Raw genomic sequence first — 25,163 nt, 5'->3', positions numbered from 1 at the left:
CAGGGTTCTAGATGGCTGTGTACTGCGCCTGAGCTCAGGCTCGCGGAGTTCAATCGGGACCCGGACGCAGCGTCTAGAGGGGGAGCCAGCCAATGGATTTCAATCATGTTGCACAGCCGCTCTCGTGTCCTGGTGCTGTCCGGGAGAGGGGATTCCTCGCCATGGGAAGGGGACGCCTCTCGGGTTGGGCAAACATTGCCTTTCTCGTCCTGCTCGGCGTTCAGCTCGCAGCCTGCGGCTCGGACCCCACTGGCGAATGCAAGGACGGCGCGTCGGAATCGCTCGCCTGTGGGTTGAACGGTCGCGGCACCCAGAGCCGGACCTGCGAGGCGGGCAAGTGGAGCGCGCCCGGTGCCTGCGCGGACCCCGACGTGTGCGTGGACGGTGCTTCCGAATCACTGGCCTGCGGGTTGAACGCCCGCGGCACCCAGGTCCGGACCTGTGAGGCGGGCAAGTGGAGCGCGCCCGGTGCCTGCGCGGACCCCGACGTGTGCGTGGACGGTGCTTCCGAATCACTGGCCTGCGGGTTGAACGCCCGCGGCACCCAGGTCCGGACCTGCACGCAGGGCGCGTGGAGCACGCCCACGACCTGTGCGGACCCGGATGTGTGTGTGGACGGTGCCTCGGACTCGCCCTCCTGCGGGCTGAATGGCCGCGGCACCCAGAGCCGGACCTGCGCGCAAGGAGCGTGGGGCACGCCCACGGCCTGTGCGGACCCGGATGTGTGTGTGGACGGTGCCTCGGACTCGCTCGTGTGCGGGCTGAATGGCCGCGGCACCCAGAGTCGCACCTGCGACTCCGGCGCCTGGACCTCGTCGGCGTGCGTGGATGCGGACGTCTGCACCGATGAGGCGATGGAGACCCGTCATTGCGGTGTTCTCGGCAGGCAGTCCCGCGAGTGCAAGACGGGCCAGTGGGGCGACTACGATGTCTGTGACGCTCCCGCGTCCCTTTCCCTCCAGGTGACCGGACGCAGGGACATGGTCCACGATGCCCGGCGAAATCTCCTGTACATCACCACCAGCGAGACCAATGGCAGTGGTCTGGTGCATGTGTACAACCTGGTGACGCGGCAATTCGATTCGCCGCTGCTCACGGGTGGCTCCTTCGTCGGCATCGACCTGTCCCCCGACGGAAATGGACTCCTCGTCGCAGATGCGGGCTACACCGAAACCAAGAACTGGATTCATCAGATCGACCTCACGACCGGCGAGTCGAAGAAGATCGAATTCAGCCTGGACTTCTACGAAGGGGGGACGTTCACGGCGGTCTACACGTCCGCCACCGAGGCCCTCGTCTCGTCCACTTTCAGGGGCTCTGGCTCGGTCCCCTTGCGCAAGGTCAACCTGACGGACGGCACCGCCAGGTCCATCAGGAACGTGCGCCAGGACACCATGCTGACCCCATCCGCAGACGGCTCCACGGTTGCCTATGCGGAGTCGAACACCTCCAGCGGAGCATGGGGACGCTTCAAGGTTGATGCGCAGACGTTCGCTGGCTCGGGTACGAACTGGTTCGTCTATGAGATCGCCGTCAGCCGGCAGGCGTCCCAGTACGCGGTCCCGACCTACGAAGGCCTCTTCATCTACGACAGTGCCCTCAAGCTGCAGACCACGCTGGGACAGTACGCGGATACGTTGCCCATTGGCGCCGTCTACAGCCCCATCGCGGATGAACTCTATCTGGCGTGGTACTCGTACAACGACCGGGCGCCGTCCATCGATGTGTACAGCGCCACGACCCTGACGAAGCAGCGCGACATCGAGCCGGGCACGGGGCTCTTCGACTGGACCGGAAACCACGCCTTCGGAAACGGCCGGATGCGCGTCTCCCGCGACGGCAGGCTGCTCTTCGCGACGAGCGGCTCGGATCGCATCGTCATCTACCCCACGGGCCTGTGAGCCAGGGGCTGGCCGTGCAGCCGTAGGGACAGAGGACCCGGTGGCGCACCACCGGGTCCTCCGCGTTCACGGGTCATACAGAGAGGCCCAGTTCAGCTGCGCCCCCGCGCCGGTGATGGTGTCCAACCTCTGGTACCGCCAAGCACAGCGAATCGGCTCTGTCTCCAGCCGCAGGGCCATGAGGAGCAGTTCCAAGAGCCTCGTCAGTGGCCGCGAGAGATGATTCCCCCGGCTTGCTGCGGGTCTGCTGCTGGCGGTCCACCAAGGAAAAGAAAAAGCCCTGGAATCTCGCTGTAAATCCGCGAAATTCCAGGGCTTTAATGGTCGGGGAGACAGGATTTGAACCTGCGACCCCTTGGTCCCGAACCAAGTGCTCTACCAGGCTGAGCCACTCCCCGATATCCGGTGCTGCGCCAGGAACTGCCCTCGGGCCCGGCGAAGCGAGGGCGGATCTATCCGAGCCGCTTCCTTCAGTCAACGGACTCTTTTGCCTCCCCCTTCCCCCACCCTTCCCCTCCCCCTCGCTCCCCCGACTGTTGTCCTACCTACCCTTCAGGACGGGACAATGTTCACCCTCTTCACAAGATCCAGGCCTTCCTGTAGTTCCAAGCTGTTGCACGTTGATCCGCCCCTGTTCCCCCACAGAGGACCATGACTGCTCCCACTGTCCTCATCTCGGATGATGAGCCCCTTGTCGTGTCCGCACTCGCCCGGGAGGCCAAGCGCTCCGGCCTCGTCTGCGTGTCCGACACCACCTCCGAACATGTGATGGAGCTGGCTCGCAAACACCGGCCCGCGGTCATCATCCTGGACATCAACCAGCACCAGGATGGACGGGATCTGCTCGCGCAGCTGAAGAAGGACCCCGTCACCCGCGACTGCAAGGTCATCATGCTCAGCGGCGTGGAGGATCAGTTCACCCGCCACGTGTGCTTCGAGCTGGGCGCCGACGACTACGAAGTGAAGCCGTGCGACCCCACCTTCATGACCCGCATCGCCCGCATGGCCGCCGCCGCCGTGCGCCCCCCCGCTTCGCCCGAAGCCGCTTGACTCACGACGGCCGCAGCGACCGGATGGCCTCCGCGCGGTCCTTCGCGCCAAACACGTAGCTGCCCGCCACCAGCACCGTCGCCCCTGCCTCCACCACGCGCTTCGCCGTCTCGGCGTTGATGCCGCCGTCCACCTCGATGTCCACGCCCTTCAGCCCCCGCGCGTCCAACATCGCGCGCAGCCGGCGGACCTTGTCCACCGTGGACTCGATGAACGACTGCCCCCCGAACCCCGGGTTCACGCTCATCACGAGCACCATGTCCACGTCGCCCAGCACATCTTCAATCGCCGACAGCGGCGTGCCCGGGTTCAACACCACCGCCGGCTTCGCCCCCGCGTGACGGATGTGCTGCAACGTGCGGTGCAGGTGGGGGCTCGCCTCCTGGTGCACCGTCAGCACGTCCGCGCCCGCCTTCACGAACGCGTCCACGTACTTCTCCGGCTCCACAATCATCAGGTGCACGTCCAGCGGCTTCGTCGCCACCCGCTTGATGGCCTCCACGATGACCGGCCCCAACGTGAGATTGGGCACAAACCTGCCATCCATGACATCCACGTGAATCCAATCCGCGCCGGCGGCCTCGATGGCGCGGACCTCCTCACCCAGGCGGCTGAAATCAGAGGAGAGCAGCGACGGAGAGATGCGGACAGGGCGGGTCATGGCGGCGCTTCATAACCGCTTCCGGAGGCCCCTGGTACCTTCGCCCGGCAGGACAGAGGGCTGGCGGACAGAGGTGGACCTGGCAGGTGGGGGGGCCGGGCGGCCGACACACCGTGCGTGCTAAAACCTGGCGTGCCCGCGGCCATCCGCCGCATCCCACGGAGCCCGCCCCGGTGCTTCCCCAGTCCGTGCCCGCGTCCCCCAACCTGTCCCGCCGGCTCGCGAAGCTGACGTCCATCCTGGATGTCGCCAAGGCGATGAGCGCCGAGCGGGACCTGGACCTGCTGCTGCCCCTCATCCTCTATGAGGCCACCAAGGTCGTGGAGTCGGACCGCTGCTCGCTCTTCATCCTGGACCGCGAGCGCGAGGAGCTCTGGAGCAAGGTGGCCCAGGGCTCCAAGAATGAAATCCGCCTCCCCATGGGCAGCGGCATCGCCGGCCAGGTCGCCCACACCGGCGCCGTCATCAACATCCCCGATGCCTACGCCGACGCCCGCTTCAACAGCAGCTTCGACGTCTCCAGCGGCTACCGCACCCACACCATCCTCTGCGTCCCCATGCGCGACGCCAATGGAGAGGTGACGGGCGTCATCCAGGCCCTCAACAAGCGCGGCGGGCAGGTGTTCGACGAGGAGGACGAGGAGCTCCTGCTCGCCCTGGGCGCCCAGGCCGCCGGCGCGATTGAAAACGCCCTCCTCCACGAAGAAATCAACCGCCTCTTCGAGGGCTTCGTCTCCGCGTCCGTCGTCGCCATCGAAGCGCGTGACCCCTCCACCGCCGGCCACTCCGGCCGCGTCGCGGACCTCACCGTGTCCCTGGCCAAGGCGCTGGAGCACCACACCACCGGCCCCTATGCCCAGACGCGCTTCACCGCCGTGGAGCTGCAGGAGCTGCGGTACGCGTCGCTGCTGCACGACTTCGGCAAGGTGGGCGTGCGCGAGAACGTGCTCGTCAAGGCGGAGAAGCTGTATCCGCATGAGCTGGAGGCGCTAAGCGCCCGCTTCCAACTGGCTCGCAAGGATTTGCAGCTGCAGAGCTCCCGGCGCCGGCTTGCCTCCGTGGAGGTCCGAGGCCTGTCCGCCCTGCCCTCCATCCATCAGGAGGAGGACGCGCGGCTCGCCCAGGAGCTGGCCCAGCTGGATGAGGTGATGGGCTTCCTGCTCACCTGCAACAAGCCCACGGTGCTCGCTCAGGGCAACTTCGAGCGGCTCTTGGAGCTGGGCAAGCTCACGTTCACCGACGCGCACGACCATGGACAGCCGCTGCTGCTGTCCCATGAAATCCAATCCCTCTCCATCACCCGCGGCACGCTCTCCCCGGAGGAGCGCCGCGAAATCGAGAGCCACGTCGAGCACACGTACCGCTTCCTGTCGCAGATTCCGTGGACTCGCGCGCTGCGCCGCGTGCCGGAGATTGCGTACGCGCACCACGAGAAGCTGGATGGCACGGGCTACCCTCGCGCCATCCCGGAGATTCCGGTGCAGTCCCGGATGATGTCCATCTGCGACATCTACGACGCGCTCACCGCGAGCGACCGGCCCTACAAGAAGGCCGTGCCGCACACGCTCGCGTTGGACATCCTCAAGAAGGAGGCGGGGTCCGGACAGCTCGACCAGGACCTCTTCACCCTCTTCGTCGAGGCGGAGATTCCCCGCCGGGCTCTCAAGAAGAGCCCGGCGTAGGGCCCTGCATCAGGCGCTGATGGTGTGCAGCCGGAGGCTGTTGATCTTCCCCGGCTGGCCCACCGGCGCGCCGAACACCACCACGATGCGGTCACCCCTGCGCGCGAGGCCCCGCGACACCAGCTCCTCCTCCACGCGGCGGAGCATGGTCTCCGTCTCCTGGATGGGCTCCAGCACGCGCGGCACCACGCCCCAGAGCAGCGACAGGCGGCGGCGCACCTCCTGGTTCGGGCTGAACGCCACAATCGGCACCGTGGGCCGGTAGTGCGCCAAGAGCCGCGCCGTCACGCCCGACAGCGTGAAGGCCGCGATGAGCGTGGCGCCGCTGGCCTTGGCCGCCTCGCACGCCACGCGCGCGATGACGTCCGGGAAGTGCAGCGGCAGGCCCAGCGGGGCCTCAATCTGGCGCGGCAGGAGCTGCGCGCGGGAGGAGGACTCGGCCGCCAGGATGATGCGCTCCATCATCTGCACGGAGTCCAGGGGGAACTTGCCGCTCGCCGTCTCACCCGAGAGCATCAGCGCGTCCGCGCCGTCGTAGACGGCGTTGGCCACGTCGCTGGCCTCCGCGCGCGTGGGGCGCGGGTTGTCGATCATCGAGTTGAGCATCTGCGTGGCCACGATGACGGGCAGGCCGCGCAGGTTGGAGCGCCGGATGATGTCCTTCTGGACGGCGGGCACTTCTTCCGGGGGAATCTCCACGCCCAGGTCGCCGCGGGCCACCATCACGCCGTCCGTCTTGTCGAGGATGGCGTCCAGGCGCGCGATGGCCTCCGGCTTCTCCAGCTTGGAGATGATGGGCACCGTGCGGCCCACCTCCGCCATGGCCTGGCGCGCGGAGTCCAGGTCGGACGGCTGACGCACGAAGGACAGCGCGATGTAGTCCACGCCCGCCTTGAGGCCGAAGATGAGGTCCTCGCGGTCCTTGGGCGTGAGCGCGTCCGCGCGCACCGCCACGCCGGGCAGGTTGATGCCCTTGTTGTTCTTCAGGATGCCGCCGTGCACCACTTCCGTCTTGATGAGCTGCTTCTTGTCCGTCTCCACGACGCGCAGCTCCAGGAGGCCGTCATCCAGCAGGATGCGGTCGCCCGGGTTCACGTCCGCCGCCAGGTGCGGGTACGTGGTGGACACGATTTCGTCCGTGCCCTTCACCGTCTCGTCGGTGGTGATGTGGAAGGTGGCGCCGTGCTTCAGCTCCGTGCTGCCGGTGACGAAGCGGCCGGTGCGAATCTTGGGACCCTGCAGGTCGCCCAGGATGCCCACCGCCTTGCGCACCTTCAGCGAGGCCGCGCGCAGCATGTCGATGTTCGCCTGATGCTGCTCGTGGCTGCCGTGGGAGAAGTTGAGCCGGGCCACGTCCATGCCGGCCTCCAGCAGCGCTTCCAACATCTCCGGGGTCTGACTGGCGGGACCGAGGGTGCAGACAATCTTTGCTCGTCGCATATGAGGCCGAACATCCGGCTCCACCGCGTTTCGGTCAAGACATCACCGAATGTGACCGAGCAGGTAAACCAGTAAATGTCCAGGCCGCTCGGCGTGCGCTCAACCGCGCAGCAGCGTGCCCAGGTTCTCGCGCTCCCAACGCAGCGCGGCGGCGTAGTGCGGGTACGTGCGCTCGCGCTCGCGGAAGGCGCGCGGGTGGTGCACGCGGCGCCCGGTGCGATTGCTGCTGGGGAACAGCTGGTGGAGCATCTCGTGGAAGACGATGAACTCCACGAAGAAGGCGGGCACGTCCGGCTTGTCCAGCGCGGGGTGGATCCGGATTTCGCGCGTCTGGTGGTCGTAGACGCCCAGGCGGATGGACTTGCGGCGGCGGCGCGGCGGCATGCGGCCCCAGCCGATGCGGGCCTGGATGGCGTTCTGGAAGTAGGCCTCGTTGACGCCGTTGTAGAGCGCGCGCAGGTCGAAGCAGCGGCCGAGCGGATTCAGCTCCGCGTCGGATTCCCGGCGCAGCTGGCGGATGAGCGGCTGCTGGCCCCGGATGTACTCGTCCAGGAGGGCGCCCGCGGCGCGGTGTCCCCGGCCCGCGTAGTCCGCCACCGCGCGCACGATGACTTCGGGCGCGTCCAGGAACATGTGGTGCAGCCGCAGCTGGAGCACCTGCGCGCCGCGGCGGAAGGACACCATGGTGGAGCGGTTGTCCGTCACGGCCAGGCGCACCGGCATGCCCAGGTTCGCGCTCAACCGCCACGCGAGCGACTCCGCGCGCGACCAGAGCTCCTCACGCGACGCGGTGAGGACGCGCGGCGCTTCCTCCGCGACGCGGTTGCGCGGCGGAAGGGGCGCGGGGCCATCCGGTACGCGCTGCGCGGGAATGGCGGCGCGTTCCGCGGACGAGCCACGCGGGAACAGGGACATCTGGCGGAAGGCTTCGGGCGTCACGCGGGGGGCATCGTACCCGGCACTTCCCGAACCTCAAGGCCAGGGGCTGGATGCCCGTCCGCCTGTCGACCGGGCCCACACGCCGAGCGTGACACCCCGGGTTGAATTCGTCCCAGAGGCATCGTCCTTCAGGACAGGCTGCCCGGGTCGCCATGGCGCGACTTGAGCAGCCGCTCCAGCCGCTCCGGCTCCATGCGCACCACGAAGGTCTTCTCCCGGGCATACGTCACCTGCCCGGGGGCCGCGCCCTTCAGCTTGCGCACGAACTTCACCGGCATGTAGCTCACCTCGCCGCGAGGTTCGCCCTTGGCCCCCGAGTGGTGCAGCGCGAGGTGCGCCGCGTCCAGGAGCACCTCCTGCGCCACCTCCGCGTTCTTCTCCAGCGGCACCACCACGTGGCTGCCCGGCAGGCCCCGCGCGTGCAGCCATATGTGCCACGGACGGGCCACCTTGAAGGTGAGCTGGTCGTTGTCCTCCGCGCCGCGCCCCACCCAGATGCGCGCGCCGCCGTGGCCCACGTACTCCTTGAAGGGGAGGCCCCCCTTCGGGCCCTCTTCCCCCTGGGTCACCTGGAGCACTTCCACCTGCGCGAGCAGCGCGGCGTCATCCATGGCTTCAATCTGCGTGAGCGCCGTCTGCGCGTGCGCCACCTCGCGCGCCAGCTCCGCCTCGCGGTGGCGGGCCTGCTCCACGCCGCGCAGGAGGCGCCGGTACTGGTGGAAGTGCCAGTCCGCCTCCTCCTTCGGGGTGCGCTTCGGGTCCAGCTTCACCTGGACCTCCTCCACGCCTGCCTCCGTATAGGAGGTGAGCGTCACCTGGGACGCGCCGCGCTTGAGCCGGTGCAGGTTCTGCGCGAGCAGCTCGCCCACCTCGCGGTGCTTCTCCGCTTCCGGGCCTCGCTGGGCCTCCGCGCGCACCTTCTCCAGCGTGCGGGAGGAGCGCTTCAGCCTCGCCCGGTACGGCTGCGCGAGCCGGCGGCGGATGGTGTCCGCGCGGCTGGTGCGGTCCTTCTGTCCGAGCACCCGCTCGGCGGCCTGCAGCCTGGGCAGCGCGTCTTCTTCCTTCGGCTCCAAACGTGAAGGCTGCGCGCGGCCCTTCGCCAGCGCCTCCGCGGACACGGGCTCCGGTGGTGACCACTGCGCTCCGGGATAGAGGTTGCGCCTGGGGCCGAAGCCTTCGCCGGAGAGCATCAGCACCCGGTTGTTATCGCTGAGGAGCAGCAGGCCTCCGGGCGCGCCCACCTCCAGCACCAGCCGGCGGCGCACGTCTTCGCGATCGAACTCCAGGATGATGGCGCGGCTCTCCTCCAGGTAGCGCGCGGCCTGGAGCTTGAAACCGGTGAGCTCCTGGCGCAGCCAGCGCTGGAAGGGGGCGGGCTCGCCCGGCGTGGGGAAGCGGTCCTCCGCGACGGACAGGCGCGACAGCTCGCCTTCGGCACAGAGGCACAGCACGACCGATCTGCCGGGGACGCGCAGCTCCACGTAGGCCAGGCGGGGAAGCGGGCACCACGCCTTCTGGGCCACCGCGCCCACCAGCCGGGCCGCGGCCTCCGCCACGACCTCACCGAACTCCACCGGACGCAGCGACATGGGCCCCTCCCGGGCGGACACACGAGGAGACGTAAACCCCTGGCCCGCAAAAGAAAAACGGCCCGGCGGGTTTCGCCGAGCCGTTCACCGGACGTCAACCGACGTCCGAAATGACGTCGTTACTTCAGGCTTCCGGGGTCGACGGGGCCGCGGGGGTCGCAGCCTTCCGGCGGGAAGCGGTCTTCTTCTTCGCGGCCTTCTTGGCGACCGGCTTCTTCGCGGCGGCCTTCTTGGCCGTACCGCGCTTGGCGGCAGGGGCCTTGCGGGCGGTCTTCTTCGTCGCGGTCTTCTTCGACGCGGCCTTCTTCGCGGTCTTCTTCTTCGCGGCCATCGGAATCCTCCGTTCAGTGTTGAGGCCCGCGAGGACGCGAGCCCTGCACCCACTTCGAACTGAACGTGAGTGCTTGAAATGAATGGTACGGGCGACATGCCAGTGTGTCAACGCATGGTGATGTATTGCAGTGCGCGGCGAGGCCGATTTTTGGCCTCCGGGCGCGTCGAACCGTTCGTGGCGGTCATTTCGGGGGTCCGACGTGTCGCGCGCGAGGCCGAATTTCCGGCTCCGGACGCACTTCGAGGGTCCGCGCTACGGGGCTGGATGTCCGCTGCCGTGCATCCGGCGCGCGCGCATCGCATCGCTTCCCGTCGTGGAGGCGGCGGCCTACGGTGCGCGCCCGCATGAGCTCCACCGCGCTGACCTTCCCCGCGTCCTTCACCTTCGGCGTCGCTACGTCCGCGTACCAGGTGGAGGGCGGCATCGAGAACGACTGGGCCGAGTGGGAGCGGCTGGGGAAGTTGAAGGAACCCCATGCGAGATGCGGCATCGCGGTGGACCACTGGCGGCGCTACGCGGAGGACTACGCCCTGGCGAAGGCGGTGGGGGCCACGGCGTTCCGGCTGTCGCTGGAGTGGGCGCGAATCGAGCCCGAGCGCGGCCGGTTCGATGGCGCGGTGCTGGAGGGTTACCGCGAGCGGCTGCTGAAGCTGCGCGCGATGGGCCTGCGGCCGGTGGTGACGCTCCATCACTTCACCCACCCCACGTGGTTCCACGCGTCCACGCCCTGGCACCTTCCGGAGAGCCTGGAGGCCTTCCGCCAGTACGTGCGCCGGTGCGCGCCCCTGTTGGAGGGGCTGGACGCGCTCGTCATCTCCTTCAACGAACCGATGGTCCTCTTGTTGGGAGGCTACCTCCAGGGCCTGATGCCGCCGGGCATCACGGACGGGGCGAAGACGATGGCCGCGCTCGGGAACATGGTGCGCGCGCACGTCATCGCTCGGGAAGAGCTGGGCCAGCACCTGGGCCGGGTGGAGCTGGGCATCTCCCAGAACATGCTCGCGTTCGCGCCGGACCGCTGGTGGCATCCCCTGGACCGCTCGCTGGTGAGGCTGGCGGCCCCGGCCTACAACCACGCGTTCCACGAGGCGCTGTCGTCCGGCCACCTGCGCGTGTTCATGCCGGGCGTGGCGTCCACGGACGTGCGCATCGACGGGGCGCGCGACTCCGTGGAGTTCGTGGGCGTCAACTACTACACGCGCGCGCACCTGCGCTTCATGCCGCGCCCGCCCTTCATCGACTTCAAGTACCGCGACCCGGACGGGCGCGGGCTCACCGACATCGGGTGGGAGCAGCGGCCCGAGGGCTTCCTCCAGCTCCTTCAAGAGGTGAAGCGCTACGGCAAGCCGGTGTGGATTACCGAGAACGGCATCGACGACCGCAAGGGGACGGTGCGGCCGGAGTACCTGCACGCGCACCTGCGCCAGGTGCTGGCCGCGCGCGAGGCGGGCGTGGACGTGCAGGGCTACCTTTATTGGAGCCTGCTGGACAACTTCGAGTGGTTGGAGGGTTGGGGCCCGCGCTTCGGCCTCTACCACGTCGACTTCGACACCCTGGAGCGCCGCCCCACCCCGGCCTGCGACTACTTCCGCGCGGTCGCCACCGGGCGCGTGCTGGTGCCGCCGGCCTCCGTCGCGGGCGTGGCCAGCGCTCAGCCCAGCGCCGCGCGGTAGTCCACCTCCGGCTCCTCTAGAGGTGCCGTGGGGTCCGTGTCCGCGCCCGCGAAGAAGCGGCGCACGCTGTCCTCCACCGCCTCCGGCGAGTCCAGCCCGTTCACCTCCGAGCGGAAGTGCGCCGCGCCCTTGAGGCCGTGGGCGTACCAGGCCAGGTGCCGGCGGAAGGAGCGCACCGCGCTCAAGGGCTCCCCGACGAACTCCGCGTGGGTCCGGGCGTGCTCCAGCACCAGCTCGCAGCGCTCCTCCGGCGTGGCGGGTGGGCCGCCCGAAAGCTCGCGGAAGAGCCACGGGTTGCCCAGGGCGCCCCGGCCAATCATCACGAAGTCGCAGCCGGTGCTGTCCAGCATGCGGTGGGCGTCCGCCACCGTCTTCACGTCCCCGTTGCCCATGATGGGCAGCTCCGGGAAGTGGCGCTTCAGGTCCGCGATGTGGGCCCAGTTCGCCTGCCCCGAGTAGCCCTGCTCACGCGTGCGCGGGTGCAGGGCGAGCCCCGCGCACCCGGCCTCCTGCAGCGCCTCCGCCACCTTCAGATAGTTGAGCGTGCGCGCGTCCCAGCCCGAGCGGATTTTACAGGTGACGGGCAGGCCGGTGGCTTCACGGATGGCGCGGACGATGTCGGCGGCGCGGGGCACGTCGCACAAGAGGCCGCTGCCGGCGCCGTTGCGCACCACCTTCTTCACCGGGCAGCCCATGTTGATGTCGATGACCTGCGCGCCCGCGGCCTTGCCCACCTGCGCGGCCTGGGCCATGGCCTCCGGCTCGCCGCCGAAAATCTGGAGCGAGTAGGGCTTCTCCACGGCCGGGTCGTAGCGCAGGTACTTGAGGGTGCGCTGGTTCTGGCGCATCAGGCCCTGGGCGCTGACCAGCTCCGTGGGGCAGAGGGCCGCGCCCAGCCGGAAGGCGATGACTCGGAAGGGGCGCTCGCTCACGCCGGCCATGGGCGCGAGGATGTAGGGGTTGGGGAGCGTGTAGGGACCCAGCTTCAGCATGTCGGAAGACACCCTATAACCCGGAGGGGAACAGAAGCGCGCGGGCCATGAGAACGGCCCTGCGCGAGTGGAGGCCAACGATTAAGGTCCCTCCCCATGTTCCGTTTTCGGCTCGGGAGCGTCCCCGTCCACGTCCACACGAGTCACCTGCTGTTCTCCGCGGTGTTCGCCTACCAGTCCCTTCCCCTGCCGGGCCGGCACTCGGGTGCCGGGTGGCTGGGGGACCAGCTGGCCGACGCCGCGTCGCCCGGGCACATGGGCGCGGTGGTGACCTACGTGCTGGCGTGGATGTTCATCGTCTTCGTATCCGTGCTCGTCCATGAGCTGGGGCACGCGGTGGCCTTCCGCTTCTTTGGTTACCAGCCGAGCGTGGACCTGGTGTTCATGGGCGGCGTCACCCGGCCCAACACGGACGCGCCCCTGCCCTGGCACAAGGACGTGGTGAGCAGCTTCGCGGGTCCGCTGGCGGGGCTGACGCTGGGCGTCCTGTGCTGGGTGGTGCTGATGCAGGTGCGAGGCCGCTCGGAGGTGGCGGACTTCTTCCTGAGCAACTTCTTCTTCGCCAACATGGTGTGGGCGGTGCTGAACCTGCTGCCGGTGCCTCCCTTGGATGGCGGGCACATCAGCACGGCGCTGGCGACGCGGATGTTCGGGCGGCGGGGCTTCATCGTGTCGCACGTGCTGGCGCTGGGGCTGTGCGTGGGCCTGGTGCTGCTCAGCATCAAGAGCGGGGCCCTGTTCATGGGCGTCCTCTTCGCCATGTTCGGCTTCCAGGCGTTCCGCGTGCTGTCGGACGTGATGCGCGCGCGCAACGAGGCCAAGGAGGAGGAGGGCCCCACCGCCCAGGCCCTGCGCGAGGCGCAGCAGGCGCTGCGCGAGGACCGGCTGGACGACGCGTGGCGGCAGGGCAACCGGGTGCTGGAGACGGAAGGCCTGTCCCCGGGGCTCACCAGCCGGACCCATTACCTGCTGGGCTGGGTGGCGCTGAAGCAGGGCCACGGGCGGCCCGCGCTGGACCACTTCTCCCAGGTGCAGGGCCAGCCGGTGGAGATGCACGCGGTGGCGGCGGCGTTCTCGCTGGTAGGGGATGACGCCCGGGCGGTGGGCTACTGGAAGCAGGCGTGGGGCGAGTCGCAGGACCGCACCGTGATGCACGAGTACGCGGGCGCGCTCATCCGGCTGGGCCAGGTGAACGAAGCGCTGCGGCTGCCCGGCGTGGACCCGGCGGCCGCGTTCCGGTGCGCGGAGCGGGCGCTGTTCATCCGCGGCGCCTATTCGGAGGCCGCGGCGGTGAGCGAGGCGGCGTTGAAGCACGTGCCGGACCCGGGCATCGCGTACGACGCGGCCTGCGCCTTCGCGCGCGCGGGCAACGTGGCGGACGCGGTGCGGCTGCTCCAGCGGGCGGAAGGCCTGGGCTTCAAGGACGCGGCCTATGCCTCCTCCGACGAGGACCTGGCCCACCTGCACGGCCACCCCGCCTTCGAGGAGTGGCTGGCGCGGCTGCGGCCGGCCGCGTCGTCCTGACGGGGCGACTTTCTCCCGTGCGGCGCCTTTCGGGCCCTAGAATCCGGGCCCGCCCGTGAGCCCTTCGTCCCCTCCCGTGAAACCTGGTGCCGCGCCCGTGCGTACCGGGGACATGCCGGCATCCTCGGGAGCTTCCGGCGACCCGGACGAGGTGTTGATGGAGCGGTTCTGCCAGGGGGACGCGCAGGCGTTCGACGCGCTCTTCCAGCGCTACGCGCGCCCCGTCCAGGGCTACCTGGCGCGCCTCACCGGCAGCCCCGCCACCGCCGAGGACCTGGCCCAGCTCACCTTCCTGTCCCTGGTGCGCGCGCGGGGCCGCTATCAGGCCGGGGCCCGCGTCCGGCCGTGGCTGTACGCCATCGCCACCAACGCCGCGCGCGACCATGCGCGCCGCCACCGCCGCCCGGAGGACCTCACGCCGGAGGGGGAGTTGCCCCTCACCGCCGTGGCGGACACGCCGGAGCCTCGCGACGCGGGTTTGGAGCGCGCGGTGCAACGCGCCCTGGCGCAGCTTCCCGAAGGCCAGCGGCTGCCCATCCTCATGCACCGCTTCGAGGGCATGGGCTTCGCTGAGATCGCCGAGGCCCTGGGCCTCACCGAGAGCGCCGTGAAGGTCCGCGCCCACCGGGGCTACGCGCGGCTGCGCGAGCTGCTCGCTCCCCTTCAGCAGGAGACTTCACGATGACGCCCGAGTGCGAACGCGTCCTGGACCGACTGGACGGCCCGCTGCCTCCGGACCTGGCGTCACACGCGGCCGGGTGCGCGGACTGCCGCGCCCTGCTGGAGGGCTTCCAGGTGCTGGCGGCACCCTCCTCCGCTCCGCCCGCCGTTCCCATCGACGAGGCCCGGCTCGAACAGACGCGGCGCCAGTCGCTGACGGAGCTGGCGGCGCACCCCCGGCCCACGCCGTGGTGGAAGGAGGTGGCGGTGCTGCTCGCCGCCTATCTGGGCGTGGGCGTGGTGGGGCTGCTCTGGGTGGGCCGGCACGGGATGATGCTCAACTCCGCGTCGCCGCTGGCGGTGGCGCTCGTGGCGCTGCTCATCGTCGTGGGTGTGGGCGGCGGAGCGATGGTGGCCCTGGCGCCGAGGCAGCGCGCCTGGCCCGTCACGCTCGTGGCCGTGGGCGCGCTCGTCGTGGCGCTGGCGCAGCTGACCGGGCGCTCGGGCGTCCAGGTGCGGCCGTTCCTCGTCGGCACCCTGGGGTGCATGGGCGCGGAGGTGGCGCTGTCGGTGGTGCCTCTGGCCCTGGCGCTCGTCCTCTTGTGCCGCTCCGCCTTCCAGCCCGTGCGGGCGCTGGCGGCGGGCCTGTCCTCCGCGGGTGTGAGCCTGCTCGTGCTGCACGTGCACTGCCCGGACGGCAGCGCGGGCCACTTGATGCTGGGCCACGTGCTGCCGTGGTTCGTGCTGGCGGGCGTGGCGGTGTTCATCCGCTCGCGCCTGCCGTCCCGCTCGTTCGCCCCTTGAGGGGGAGCTTGGAGTCCTACTGGAGCCGCGACAGCGCTTCCTGGGGGAAGGCGCGCGCGTCCACCTTGGCGTGCCACTCCTTGATGCGGCCGTCCGGCCCGATGACGACGCCCACCCTGCGCGCGTTGGGGGCCGAGGCGTCATCCGCCGCCCCGTAGGCCAGCCCTACCTTGCGATCCACGTCGCACAGGAGCGGGAAGTTGAAGCCGAACTTCTGGGCGAAGGCCTGGTTCTCATCCGGCGTGTCGAAGCTGATGCCCAGGATGGCGGTGCCCTTCGCCTCGTACTGGGTCTTGTGGTCGCGGAAGGAGCAGCCCTCCGCGGTGCATCCCGGGGTGTCCGCCTTCGGGTAGAACCAGAGCACCACGTTCTTGCCCCGGTAGTCCGACAGCCGGTGCGTCTTCCCCGTCGCGTCCTGCACGGTGAACTCCGGCGCCACGTCTCCCTGCTTGAGCATGTGCGATGCCTCCTTCATGGGGTGGAAACCAGGGGCGTCGTAACACGCTCCGGGGGCAGGGAGCCGGGCACCGCTCGGGTGATGTGTGGAGTGGAGTGCAGGCGGACGGCGCCGGAGCGCTGGCGTCATCAAGAGGCTTGAAACCCACCGGCCTCCTCCATTTAGTAGGTGCACCAAATGAACACCTCCGACGAACCTCCGCCTGCCGAAATGCAGCGGATGGCCGCGCTCACGCTCTGGGCGCGACAGAGCCTTTCACGCCTCATCTATTTCCTGCTGGGCGCGTCCAACCGCATCCGCCTGCCGACCCCCTCGGTGTTGCCCATCGCGGGCGCGGTCGTCGGGCTCTACAGCGGACTGGCCGCGGGCATCTTCTCCAACCTCATTGGCGTGATGAGCGGCATCACGTTCAGCGCCGCGGAGCTGGCGGCGACGTTCAAGCCGCAGCGGCTGCGCACGTTGATGGAGTCGCTCTCCTCCGCGCGCTGGCACCTGGAGTACGCGCTGGTAGGCGTGCCGCTGGCGCTGGGCGCGCTCCTGCTGGCACGGGTGATTGAACCCGGCGGCCCTCGCGATGAGGTGAAGCGCCGCCTGCGCCTGCTGGCGCTGCTGACGCTGGGCGCGCTGTCGCTCTACTACCCGCTCGTGGGCCTGGCGGCCGTGAACGCCGTGTTCGGCCACGCGCACAACCTGCCTGCGGTGCTGCCGCACCTGCCCTGGTGGCTGATGCTGCTCGCTCCCACGGTGGGTGGCCTGGCGGTGGGGCGGCTCTTGCGCGACCGGCCGGAGACGCACGGCCACGGCCTTCCAGAGGTGGTGCGCGCGGTGAAGAGCGGCGCCAACGTGGTGCCGGCGGACCGCGGGTTGCTCAAGCTCATCGCGTCCGCCATCACCATTGGCAGCGGCGGCTCCGCGGGCCGCGAGGGCCCCATCGTCTATGGCGGCGCGGCGTTCGCGTCCAGCGTGGGGCGCGTGCTGGGCTTCAGCCGCAGGGAGCTGTCCATCCTGCTGGCGTGCGGCGCGGGCGCGGGCATCTCCGCGTCCTTCAACGCCCCCATCGCGGGCGCGGTGTTCGCGATGGAGATCATCCTGCGCGAGTTCGAGCTGCGCGTGTTCTCCCCCATCATCCTGGCGAGCGTGGCGGGCACGCTGGTGAGCCGCGGCGTGCTGGACGAAGCGCCCATGCTCAACCGGGTGAACTACGAGCTGGTCAGCGGCGCGGAGGTCTTCGCCTACGCGGCGCTGGGCATCGGGTGCGGGCTGCTCGCGTTCGCGTTCGTGAAGCTGCTGCACGGGGTGGAGCACTTCTTCCACGGCGGCATGGGCGGGAAGCTGTCCCCGTGGCTGGGCCGGAAGCCGCTGCCGGTGCGCGCCGCGCTGGGCGGCCTTTGCACGGGCGTGCTCGTGTTCCTGAGCCCCACGGTGTGGGGCAGCGGGCACGACTACATCAACCTGGCGGCGGCGGGCCAGCTGCCCTTCCTCTTCCTGGTGACGGCGTGCGTGCTGAAGCTCGTGGCCACGTCGCTCACCATCGGTTCGGGCGGGTCCGGCGGCACGTTCTTCCCTGCGGCGCTCATCGGCGCCATGGCGGGCGGCGCGTTCGGCACGCTGGTGCACTACTTCTTCCCGCACGCCACGGGGCCCAGCGGCGCGTACGCCATCGTGGGCATGGGCGGCGCGGTGGCGGCGCTCACGCGCGGTCCGCTCACCGGCATGATGATGCTGTACGAGCTGAGCGGCAGCCACGAAATCATCCTGCCGCTGATGGTGACGTGCACCATCGCGTCCGCGGTGTGCCACTTCCTCACGGAGCGCACGGCGCCCAAGGTGCAGAGCGACGAGGACCTGCTGGCGGCCACGCACGTGCGCGCCCTGATGACGGAGGTGCCGGCGGTGCCCGCGGGTACGCCGCTGCGCGCGCTGACGGACCAGCTGCTCACGTCCGAGGCCGGCACGCTGCCGGTGCTGGACACCGAGGGAAACCTCTACGGCACGGTGCAGGTGGAGCAACTGCGCGAGGTGTGGCGCGACGAGTCCATGTACCCGCTGCTCGTGGCCAGCGACCTGGCGCGCAAGCTGCCCGCGCTGGCGCCGGACTCGGACCTGGCGCATGCGCTCCAGGTGATGGACCAGGAGGACGTGGACGCGTTGCCGGTGGCGCCCGTGCTGGGACTGGCCCCGTGCGGACTCATCACCCGCGCCGCCGTCCGGCGCTTCCTCTTCGCGCAGCACGCGCGCGCGCACTCGACGGGCAACTACCCCGTCACCCCCTCCGAGGCGGCGCACTGAGCATCGGAGAAAGGACTCGGTCAGGGCGGGTCTGTCAGGAAACCAGGGGAGCAGGCATCCTTGGGCGCCATGTCCGAACCCGCCCTGTCCACCCTGCGCGCCGAGCTGACCTCCACCTTCCATGATGCCCGGGTGCGCCACATGGTGGCCCTGGGGCGCAAGGCCCGGACGGACCCGGAGGCGCAGGCGCTGCTGGATGCGCTGGCCCGGGGGGACGCCTTCGAGCGGCGGCTGGCCCTGGCGGCCCAGTTCACGCGCCGGGATGGCGCGGCGGTGCTGAAGGCCACGGCGGACGAGTCCTCGCGCGTGCGCGCGCTGGCGTTCGAGCTGGTGTCACTGGCCTGTGACGACGCGCAGGCGCTGGAGGCGCTGCGGATGGCGCACGGCATGCGCCGCGAGCAGTCCGTGCTGCGCCAGCTGGTGAAGCAGCGGCGCTACCCGGTCATCGACGCGTTCCTCGACGGGCTGGCGGAGGGGGGCGACCACGCCACCTTCGCGGACACGGTGCCCCTGGCCTCCGAGGCGGGCCTGCGCAAGCACCTGGCTCGGGCGTTGGAGCGTCCCAGCCACCGGTTCTGGGCGCGGCTGGCGCGGCGTGCGCCCGCGGTGCTGGGCGAGCTCTTGCTGGAGCAGCTGCGCGCGGTACCCGGCGAGCCGGACCCGGTGACCCGGCAGCATCTGGCGTGGGGCCTCGCGTGGCTGTCGGACCGGACGCCCGACATCGCGGAGACGCTGATGACGCTGATGCTGGAGCGAGGCATCCCGCCAGACGAATATCCCCTGCGGTCGCTGGCGCGGCAGCGCCCCATGCGCATGGTGGCGCTCCTGCGCCAGCACCCCACGGTGGCCCTCTCGCATCTGCTGTTCGCGAAGTCCCCGGCGTCGCTGGACGCCGAGTCCCTGACGTGGATCGTCCAGCGCGACCCGACGCTGCTGGGCAGTGCGGAGGACGTGCTGGAGGACCTGCCGGAGCCGCTGCACGCGACGCTCACCGAGGCCTGGGCCTCGTCCGTGAAGCGGGCCCCCGCCTGGGGCACGAAGCTCATCGCCCGGATCGTGGCCCCGGCCGTGCGCGAGAGCGTCTACGCGCGCTGGACCGCGGGGGCGCGGAACAGGGACGGCGTCATCCAGCTGGAGCAACTGCGGCACCTGCCGGTGGACCTGCGCGAGCGCGAGGCGCGCCGGCACCTGCATGAGGTGATGGCGCTACATACCCGCGCCGAGAAGCGCATCGCCTACGCGCGCTACCTGCCGTGGAGCGAGGCGCTGGAAGTCCTCCGGGCCGAGATGGGCCACCCGGACGCAGGCATGCGCGGCGCGGCGCTGAGCGCCCTGCTGGCCCTGCCCGGCCTGCGTCCGGACGAGCCCGCGTGCATGGCCCCCGCGCTCGCGGTGGTGCTGGCCCGGAAGAACGAACAGGACCCGGTGCGTGGGCTGATGTTGCAGGCGCTGGCGGACTGGCCCCGGCGGATGTGGCGCGCCGAGCACACCGAGGCACTGGGCCGGGTGCTGCGCGACGCGCTGGATGCCGCGGACCTGTCGATGCCCACGGCGCAGGCGGCGGAGCGGCTGCTGGTGCGGGCGTTCCGCGCGGACCCGGCGTGGGGCGCACAGTGGCTGGGGACCTTCCTCAAGGAGCGCGGGCGCGTCCAGGACGGCGGGCTGGGGCACCGGTTGACGGACGAGGAGGTGCGCCTGTCCGCGCCGTACCTGCTGAAAATGGCGAAGGTCTGGGCGGAGCGCGAGCGGGGGGGGCCCCTGCTCCAATTGGCGGCGAGCCTGGGCAAGCGCGCGGTGCTGGTACCCGGCCTGTCGGACTGGCTCGTCTCCGTGCGTGACACCACCCCCCAGGTGCGGTTGTCGCTCGCCCTGACGGTGTGGCTGTCGAGGGAGGACCGGCCCCGCTTCGAGGCGACGCTCGCGGCCACGCTCCGGCTCTGGAGGGACCGGGGCTGGGCCGAAGAGGTCGTGGCGCTGGCGGCTTCCGAGCAGCCGGGGGAACCCCTGCACCCGGAGCTGGTGGGAGAGTTGGAGCGGATGGCGCTGCGGCAGGGCAAGGCGTACGCGTCCGTCCTGTCGATCCTGCGCCACCGCGCCTGGAGGGACTTCGACCGGCTCCTGCCCGAGCTGCTCAAGCGGGACGAGAGCATCATCGCCATTTCGGTGGTGCGCGAGTACCTGCACCGGCGGCGGCAGGACCTGCTCGGTCCCTACCTGGACGCGCCGGTCATCACCGGCCAGTTCGCCACGGGGGCGACGCACTGGATCCTCCCCTTCTTCTCTGGCTTCTTCCGGTGGACGACGGAGCAGTGCCAGGCGTATTCGCGCGCGCTCGCGAGGCTGTGCGCGGACATGGAGCGGGACACACCCACGCTGCTGGGGGCGGTGTCGCTGATGGCGGCGCTGGACTGGGCGCCCATGGACGCGCTGCTCGCGCTGGCGGACGACAAGCGGCCCGCGGTGCAGGAGCGGGCGCTGCGGGTGATGGCGCGGTGCGACCAGGGCCAGGGCGTGCCCACGCTGCTGAGGGCGCTGGAGGATTCACGTGCGCGCATCGCCATCTACGGCCTGCGGCGTGCGTTCAACGGCATGCCGGTCGCGCGGGTGCTGTCGCAGCTGGCGGAGGTGCCGCTGAACAAGGTCACGGTGGCCAAGGAGGTGGTGCGCCTGCTGGGCGAGCTGCGCTCGGACGCGGGCTACGAGCGGCTGCTGGAGCTGGACGCGAAGCCGCTGCACCGCGACGTGCGCATCGCGCTCTTGCGTGCGCTGTGGGACCACCTGGACCGCGAGCCCACGTGGGCGGTGTTCGAGCGCGCCGTCACCGGCGAGGACGCCATCATGGCGGCGCGCGTGGGCGACATCCCGGCGGACCGGCTGACGGAGGCGCTGGATGCGCGGCTGTCCGGGCTGCTCGCGAAGGTGCTGGCGCGGCCGGAGCCGGATGCGCGCATCGACCTGCTGCGGCGCGCAACCTGGCTGTCCGTGAAGGACCGGGAGCGGGTGTTCCTCTCCGCCTGTGGCGCGCGGCTGGCCTCGCCCTATGACGACGAGGTGCGCGCGGCGATGGGGGCGCTGGTGTATCGGGCCGACGAGCGCGACGTGGCGCTGTTCGAGCGGATGCTGGAGGCGGTGGCGCACGACCGGCGCGCGCTGAGCGTGGCGATGGACGCGCTGCTCCAGCCCCGGGACCGCATGAGGCCCGTGCCTCTGCAGGCTGTGTATGGACTGGTGACGGGAGGGCCGCTCACGAAGGACCCGTGCCTGGCGACGCTGCGCGTGCGCTGCGCGGTGGTGGCCCTGGGGCCTCCGGCTTTCGCGATCCACCTGGACGCGATGGGACAGGAGGGCTGGCTCCATGCGGACGCGCTGGTGGCGGCGCAGGTGGCGGTGTCGAACCTGCCGGTGGAGACGATGGAAGACGTCGGAGGGCGCCTGGCGCGGAGCTCCAGCCCGGAGGCGCGGCGCGTGGCCCTGCACTGCCTGGTGCGCGACGCGGGGGACGGACGCGGCTGGACGGAGGAACGGCTCGCGGCGCTCGCCATGTTCCAGCGGGACGACTCACCGCTCGTGGCCGGCGCCGCGCAGTTCGTTTTCCCGCCTCGGGAGATGGTGACGGCACCGGAAGGGGCATAGGCCCCCGGAGCGGTGCTCCAGAACCTGTCCGACTGTCGGACAGGTTCGTGCGATTCGCCGCCGACCGGGCTTCACGTTCGGCGCCCCGGACTCCGGACACTCAGTTCAGCGAGCGGACCGGGGCCATCCACGCGGCTCCGCGCTCCGCTTCGCTCGCGTATTGCTCCAACTGCAGCGCCCGGTGGGCCACGGTGTGTTCAGCCAGGACCCTGGCCCGGGCCCGCATGCCCAGTTGGCGCCGGTCCGCTTCCGGCATCGCGAGCAGGTAGCGCAGCACGTCCTGCTCCGTGCGGGCGACCATCACCTCCTCGCCCAGCGAGAAGACGTCCTCCAGGCCCGGCCAGGGGTCGCAGATGAGCGCCGCTCCACAGGCCGCGGCCTCGAACAGGTTCGCCCCCGGCGTGTGCTCGGCTTGGGACAGGGCCAGCGTGAAGCGCTGCGCACCGAGGAAGCCCGCGTGCTCCGGGAGTGACGGGGCCTCGTGCCTCGCCACGTTGGCGGGCCAGGCGTCATCCACCGCAGACAGCGTGCCCGCGAGCACGAAGCGCCCCTCGGGCCAGCCGCGCGCGGCGCCCAGCAGCCATTGCGTCAAGAGTCCCCGCCGCTCCGGCGACGACGGCCCCGCGTACCCCAGGTCCCAGCGCGTCCGCCCGCTTCCAGGCGCGAAGTGCTCCGCGTCCACGCCCGGCAGGAACACGCGCGCGCGGGCCACGCCCCACTCGCGCTCCAGCTGACGGGGCACCGGGCCTCCACTGGAGCAGAGATAGAGCCGGTAGCCCGTGAACAGGTCCGGCGTCATGCAGGCGGGGTCCTCCCGAAGGGCGTGCCGCGCCAGCGTCCGGGGCGTGTCCCGGTCCCAGAAGACCGTGAGCCCCCGCGCCGTGTTCGTGGCCCAGCGGCTCACGTCCGCGACCTGCGGCACGTCCGCGTCCACCAGCACCAGGTCCGCGCGGCGCACCCGCGAATGGAAGCGCGCGTGCAGGTCCGCCAGGTCCAGGTACGGCTCGGCGGCGGAGGGCTCCTCCCCACGTGCACCGGGCGCCGTGCGCTCCAGGAAGAGGACCGTGTGTCCGCGCCTCCGGAGCGCCTGCGCGAGCTGTCTCGGGGCCGTGGCCGCCTGTGCCTCGGCGGTGGCCCGGCACACGGGGCCCAGGAAGACGATGTCCATCCACTCGGGCCTCCTCACGCCCCCAGCCCGGCGGACGGAGGACGCCCCGCGCGCGGCATGCCCCAGGGCTATCGCTCCGCGACCGGGGCGGACAAGCCAGCAGGCCTCGTGCCGCGTGAACTCCTCAACGGCACGGCCAGCGTCCGGCCCGCGCGTGCCATGAGGACGTCCGCGAGTGGACCGTGCCCTTGTCCCGGAAGCCAGAGCACCTTGGGCTACTTCGTCGCGGGCGCGGCCTGGGTGGGCGGCGTGTTTCCCGCCGGGGCCGCCGCGGGCTTCGCGGCGCCGCCCTTGCGCAGGGGACACGCGGCGATGGCGCCCGAGACGTCGATGGCGTCCTTGCCCTCGCTCACATTGAGCACCTTGCGGTCCTCGCCCACGACGAACGTGTAGCGCTTGGACACCGTCATCACCGGCATCTTCACGTCGTACGCGCCCACCACCTTGCCGTCCGGATCCGGGACGAACACGAAGGGCGCCTTCAGCTCCGTCTTGAAGCGCGCCAGCGTCTCCGCGTCGTCCGTGGAGAAGGCCAGCACCTGGCCCTGCACCTGCTCGATGTCCTTGTAGCGGTCACGGTACGCGGTCAGCTCCTTCGTGCAGCCGCTGGTGAACGCCTTGGGGAAGAAGGCCACGATGACGGGCCCCTTCTTCACCATCTCCGACAGCGTGTAGGTCGTCCCCGCGGTGTCCTTCACCGTGAAGTCCGGGGCGGTTTCACCCACCTGGGGAATCGCTGCGCTGAGCCATCCGACGACGAGCAGGGAGTTGAGCATGCCCGGGACTTAACGGGCCCCGGACACCGCGACAAGTCCCCGCGCCCCCAGGCTCTACGGCGACTCCATGCGGGCCCACACGGCGGCGGCGGCCTCGCGCGATTGCTCGGCCACCACGGTGGGGTTCACCGACAGCGGCCTGCGCGCCCACACGCGCCACACGCCGTCCACCATCACCGCCTCCACGTGGCGGCTGCCCAGCCCGTGCACCACGTGCCACGCCAGCGTCTCCGCGGTCAGCGGCGTGGGCGACAGGTAGTCCAGCACCAGCAGGTCCGCGAGCGCGCCCTCGCGCATAGGGCCGATGGCCGCCTCGAACACCTGCGACGCCAGCCGGTGGCCGTTGGCCAGGTAGCGCAGCACGTCGATGGGCTGCCCCGCCTCGCGCGAGCGCAGATACGCCGCCTGCGCCTCCGCGAACAGGTCCGGCGACGTGCCGTCCGTCCCCAGCGACGCGCGCGCCCCGAACTTCAGCGCGGGCGCGTAGCCCACCTCCTGCCCCTGGTTGGAGCGCGGTGTGTGCAGGAACCACGTCCCCGTGGCCAGCACCTGCGCCAGGTCCGCCCACGCCAGGTGACCCGCGTGCGCCGCCATGGCGCGGGGCGACAGCAGGTTGCTGGTGAGCAGCCGCGTCACCGGCGGGTTGCCGTGGCGCTCGGTGGACAGCCGCTCGTCCAGCGGATCCTCCGCGAGCGGGAAGTGCAGCCCGGTGCCGGTGGTGTTGAGCGCCTCGCCCAGGCCCTGGAGCGCGTCGTCGCCCAGCGTGAAGCAGGGGCCCGCGCCCACCTGCCCGCGGAAGCGGCCCCGGGCCTTGCGCGAGAAGCTGACCGTCTCCTCCAGCCCCTCCTCGCGGCCCACCGCGCCCATGCGGTCCGTCACCGCGTAGGACAGCACGCCGCGCACGCCCACCTCATGGAGCCCGCGCGCCGAGCGCAAGAGCGAGCCCGTCACCGCCTTGGGCGAGGCGTGCAAATCAAACAAGGTGGTGGTGCCGCACTGGATGGACTCCAGGCCGCTCGCGGTGGCGGCCACCTGCACCGCGTCCAGGTCCAGCGCGTTCTCGAAGGGCCAGCGCACCTGCTCCAGCAGGGCCTGGTAGGACGTGGGCATCGGACGGACCAGGCCGCGCGACAGCACGGTCGCCAGCCGGTGGTGGGCGTTGACGAGCCCCGGGAAGACGAGCTTGCCGGACAGCGCGACCACCTCGTCGTCGGGGCCGGGCGCAAGGTCCTCGCCCCGCGCCACGATGCGCTCACCTTCGATGCGCAGGTCCACCCGCTCCACGGACGCGGGCTCCAATTCGACGACGAAACCACCCTTGAGGACGGTGCCCAACATCCCTCCCTGCATCCGCGACGGTACGCGAGGTTCGTGAAGGCGGCCCCCTCCCCTTAGGGGTCACGCTTGAGGCGGGGGACGTTAGCACTCCCGGCCCGTCCTCCGTCATCGGCTCCACACATCCCTGCACCCACACCCGTCGTCCCGGCCGGCCCAATACGGTGGGCATGCGCGGGGGGACCGGGGACAAGCAGGCAGGCGGCGCGTCATGACGTTGGGCGCCGGGGGCGCGGGCCCGTAGACTGCCGCCACC

The 25,163-nt window shown here is 70.7% G+C and carries 19 protein-coding genes and 1 tRNA gene; 9 read left to right on the top strand and 11 right to left on the bottom strand.

Annotation, left to right across the window (positions count from 1 at the left end; all coding sequences use genetic code 11):
* Positions 1-293: 293 nt before the first annotated feature.
* Positions 294-1,901, top strand: coding sequence for a YncE family protein (locus D7X30_RS03790; RefSeq protein ID WP_120561423.1), 1,608 nt, complete (start codon positions 294-296; stop codon positions 1,899-1,901).
* A 321-nt stretch (positions 1,902-2,222) separates the two neighbouring features.
* On the opposite strand, the gene D7X30_RS03785 is transcribed toward D7X30_RS03790, so the two are convergent.
* Positions 2,223-2,299 (bottom strand) — tRNA-Pro (locus tag D7X30_RS03785).
* Positions 2,300-2,552: 253 nt separating this feature from the next.
* Here D7X30_RS03785 and D7X30_RS03780 point away from each other — a divergent pair.
* On the top strand, positions 2,553-2,951 hold the full coding sequence (locus D7X30_RS03780; RefSeq protein WP_014399693.1) for a two-component system response regulator: 399 nt from the start codon (positions 2,553-2,555) through the stop codon (positions 2,949-2,951).
* A gap of 1 nt (position 2,952) precedes the next feature.
* Here D7X30_RS03780 and rpe read toward each other — a convergent pair whose 3' ends face one another.
* Positions 2,953-3,612 carry a ribulose-phosphate 3-epimerase gene (rpe, locus tag D7X30_RS03775; protein ID WP_120561422.1) on the bottom strand — a complete coding sequence of 220 codons (660 nt, stop codon included), beginning with the start codon at positions 3,610-3,612 and terminating at the stop codon, positions 2,953-2,955.
* A 173-nt stretch (positions 3,613-3,785) separates the two neighbouring features.
* Here rpe and D7X30_RS03770 point away from each other — a divergent pair, with 173 nt between their 5' ends.
* Positions 3,786-5,294 (top strand): HD family phosphohydrolase, encoded by a 1,509-nt coding sequence (locus tag D7X30_RS03770; RefSeq protein ID WP_120561421.1) that lies wholly within the window; start codon positions 3,786-3,788, stop codon positions 5,292-5,294.
* A 9-nt stretch (positions 5,295-5,303) separates the two neighbouring features.
* Here D7X30_RS03770 and pyk read toward each other — a convergent pair whose 3' ends face one another.
* The 4 genes from pyk to D7X30_RS03750 form a co-directional block, all read right to left on the bottom strand.
* Positions 5,304-6,734, bottom strand: coding sequence for a pyruvate kinase (pyk, locus tag D7X30_RS03765; RefSeq protein WP_120561420.1), 1,431 nt, complete (start codon positions 6,732-6,734; stop codon positions 5,304-5,306).
* Between the two features lie 99 nt (positions 6,735-6,833).
* Entirely contained in the window at positions 6,834-7,649 is an 816-nt protein-coding gene (locus tag D7X30_RS03760) for a hypothetical protein (RefSeq protein ID WP_120561741.1), read from the bottom strand.
* A gap of 152 nt (positions 7,650-7,801) precedes the next feature.
* Positions 7,802-9,262, bottom strand: coding sequence for an NFACT RNA binding domain-containing protein (locus tag D7X30_RS03755; protein WP_120561419.1), 1,461 nt, complete (start codon positions 9,260-9,262; stop codon positions 7,802-7,804).
* A gap of 124 nt (positions 9,263-9,386) precedes the next feature.
* Positions 9,387-9,593, bottom strand: coding sequence for an excinuclease ABC subunit A (locus D7X30_RS03750; RefSeq protein ID WP_120561418.1), 207 nt, complete (start codon positions 9,591-9,593; stop codon positions 9,387-9,389).
* Between the two features lie 347 nt (positions 9,594-9,940).
* Between D7X30_RS03750 and D7X30_RS03745 the strand changes: the two genes are divergently transcribed.
* Positions 9,941-11,269, top strand: a complete 1,329-nt coding sequence (locus D7X30_RS03745; RefSeq protein WP_120561417.1) for a glycoside hydrolase family 1 protein — start codon at positions 9,941-9,943, stop codon at positions 11,267-11,269.
* Here D7X30_RS03745 and dusB read toward each other — a convergent pair.
* Positions 11,248-12,261, bottom strand: coding sequence for a tRNA dihydrouridine synthase DusB (gene dusB / locus D7X30_RS03740; RefSeq protein WP_120561416.1), 1,014 nt, complete (start codon positions 12,259-12,261; stop codon positions 11,248-11,250). The genes D7X30_RS03745 and dusB overlap by 22 nt on opposite strands.
* Before the next feature lie 96 nt (positions 12,262-12,357).
* Here dusB and D7X30_RS03735 point away from each other — a divergent pair, with 96 nt between their 5' ends.
* The 3 genes from D7X30_RS03735 to D7X30_RS03725 all read left to right on the top strand — a co-directional run bounded on the left by D7X30_RS03735 (position 12,358) and on the right by D7X30_RS03725 (position 15,249).
* Positions 12,358-13,785 carry a site-2 protease family protein gene (locus tag D7X30_RS03735; RefSeq protein WP_120561415.1) on the top strand — a complete coding sequence of 476 codons (1,428 nt, stop codon included), beginning with the start codon at positions 12,358-12,360 and terminating at the stop codon, positions 13,783-13,785.
* Positions 13,786-13,897: 112 nt separating this feature from the next.
* On the top strand, positions 13,898-14,470 hold the full coding sequence (locus tag D7X30_RS03730) for an RNA polymerase sigma factor (protein ID WP_233591357.1): 573 nt from the start codon (positions 13,898-13,900) through the stop codon (positions 14,468-14,470).
* Entirely contained in the window at positions 14,467-15,249 is a 783-nt protein-coding gene (locus D7X30_RS03725; protein ID WP_120561413.1) for an NrsF family protein, read from the top strand. The genes D7X30_RS03730 and D7X30_RS03725 overlap by 4 nt, the downstream gene beginning before the upstream one ends.
* A 16-nt stretch (positions 15,250-15,265) precedes the next feature.
* Here the strand turns inward: D7X30_RS03725 and D7X30_RS03720 are convergent, their stop codons facing one another.
* Positions 15,266-15,706, bottom strand: coding sequence for a peroxiredoxin (locus tag D7X30_RS03720; RefSeq protein ID WP_120561412.1), 441 nt, complete (start codon positions 15,704-15,706; stop codon positions 15,266-15,268).
* A 177-nt stretch (positions 15,707-15,883) separates the two neighbouring features.
* Here D7X30_RS03720 and D7X30_RS03715 point away from each other — a divergent pair, with 177 nt between their 5' ends.
* Positions 15,884-17,995 (top strand): chloride channel protein, encoded by a 2,112-nt coding sequence (locus tag D7X30_RS03715; RefSeq protein WP_233591356.1) that lies wholly within the window; start codon positions 15,884-15,886, stop codon positions 17,993-17,995.
* 69 nt (positions 17,996-18,064) lie between these two features.
* The gene (locus tag D7X30_RS43530) at positions 18,065-21,628 is read left to right on the top strand and encodes a hypothetical protein (protein WP_120561411.1); all 3,564 of its coding nucleotides are present in this window, start codon (positions 18,065-18,067) and stop codon (positions 21,626-21,628) included.
* Positions 21,629-21,728: 100 nt separating this feature from the next.
* Here D7X30_RS43530 and D7X30_RS03705 read toward each other — a convergent pair whose 3' ends face one another.
* The 3 genes from D7X30_RS03705 to D7X30_RS03695 form a co-directional block, all read right to left on the bottom strand.
* Positions 21,729-22,796, bottom strand: a complete 1,068-nt coding sequence (locus D7X30_RS03705) for a glycosyltransferase (RefSeq protein WP_120561410.1) — start codon at positions 22,794-22,796, stop codon at positions 21,729-21,731.
* Between the two features lie 215 nt (positions 22,797-23,011).
* The gene (locus tag D7X30_RS03700) at positions 23,012-23,572 is read right to left on the bottom strand and encodes a redoxin domain-containing protein (protein ID WP_120561409.1); all 561 of its coding nucleotides are present in this window, start codon (positions 23,570-23,572) and stop codon (positions 23,012-23,014) included.
* 54 nt (positions 23,573-23,626) lie between these two features.
* The gene (locus D7X30_RS03695) at positions 23,627-24,907 is read right to left on the bottom strand and encodes an amidohydrolase family protein (protein ID WP_120561739.1); all 1,281 of its coding nucleotides are present in this window, start codon (positions 24,905-24,907) and stop codon (positions 23,627-23,629) included.
* Positions 24,908-25,163: the final 256 nt, after the last annotated feature.

The sequence above is a fragment of the Corallococcus sp. AB011P genome (assembly GCF_003611605.1).
GTDB classification, from domain to species: domain Bacteria; phylum Myxococcota; class Myxococcia; order Myxococcales; family Myxococcaceae; genus Corallococcus; species Corallococcus coralloides.
Note: the sequence above shows the minus strand (reverse complement) of the source record. Positions and strands in the feature narration are given on the sequence as shown.